Consider the following 1,149-nt stretch of genomic DNA (forward strand, 5'->3'; position numbering starts at 1 on the left):
CCTACCCTACGGCATGCGATCGCCTCTGTTGTTTGTTGGGTAAAAGTGCGATCGCTCTTGTGGGGTGGGCAAATCGACAGGATAACTGATGAAATTGCCAAACTTTCATTATTTGCCCACCCTACCCTACGGCATGCGATCGCCTCTGTTGTTTGTTGGGTAAAAGTGCGATCGCTCTTGTGGGGTGGGCAAATCGACAGGATAACTGATGAAATTGCCAAACTTTCATTATTTGCCCACCCTACCCCTGATAGCTTACCCTTAGCCTTCTCGCAGCTTCTCAATTTCCTCTACAGGTAAGCCAGTAGTCTGACTAATTGTTTCATTATCTAACAAAGGCAAAAGCTGCTGTGCTATTTCTTGCTTAGCTTGTTTCTCAGCAAAAATCACTAGCCCTTGTTGGTCATGAATAAACATCTCTCTTTTTCCTAATTCCTCCAAATCCTTCCTACTTAAATTTGCCTCAGAAGCAATTCCAAATGCCTGTTGAAACTCTGGTAGTTGCGCCATTTGCGGTGGCACCGTCTCTAAGGAAGGCGCATTTTTTAAAAAATACATCCACAACTCATCGAGTTGGTCTAACTCTTCCAACTGCTTCTCAAACTTCGGTAGTTCCACAAACACTAACTCTAAGTGATTTTCGATGTAGCTGATGTTGGTAGTTTCTTCTCGTAACTTGAAATTAGAAATTATCTGATTATGCTCAGGAAACATGACAAAATCGGTAATCGTCAGAGCAATCACTGGCTTGAGATAACGATAGCCTTCTCCTTTACCTAACTGTAGAGAGTAAGCTTTAGTAGCATTGTATAAAACTCGTCTAGCAAAGGATTCTACCTGCAAAACCTGCATTTCAATAATCACCAAAGAACCATTACTCAGTTTGGCCTTCACATCGAGGAAAGAGTCTTTGAGGATTGGAAGAGGAGAAGACTGATAAGGGTCAATAATTTCCAAATCTTGGATCAGAGGTTGATTGTGGTAGACAAGAGCATTGAGAAAGCTAATCAGAATCGGTTTACTTTCCTGGGAGGCAAAGATTTTTTTGAAGGCAAAGTCGGTTTTAGGGCTGATAAATGTCATTACTTAGCTCTCCACTAAAAGTGGTATACTCTAAGTATATAGCAATCCTATCTGATTCGTGAAAGA

General features: G+C 41.4%; 2 protein-coding genes. Both read right to left on the reverse strand.

All coding sequences use genetic code 11. The annotated features are described in order from the left end of the window. Positions 1 to 284, reverse strand: a 284-nt coding sequence (locus tag F6K20_RS39385) for a hypothetical protein (RefSeq protein WP_287298583.1), incomplete at its 3' end; no start/stop codon positions are given. After that, positions 262 to 1,083 carry an Rpn family recombination-promoting nuclease/putative transposase gene (locus F6K20_RS39390; RefSeq protein ID WP_271970300.1) on the reverse strand — a complete coding sequence of 274 codons (822 nt, stop codon included), beginning with the start codon at positions 1,081 to 1,083 and terminating at the stop codon, positions 262 to 264. The genes F6K20_RS39385 and F6K20_RS39390, both read right to left, overlap by 23 nt. Between the last annotated feature and the right edge of the window lie 66 nt (positions 1,084 to 1,149).

This window comes from Moorena sp. SIO2C4 (assembly GCF_010672485.1).
GTDB lineage: Bacteria > Cyanobacteriota > Cyanobacteriia > Cyanobacteriales > Coleofasciculaceae > Moorena > Moorena producens.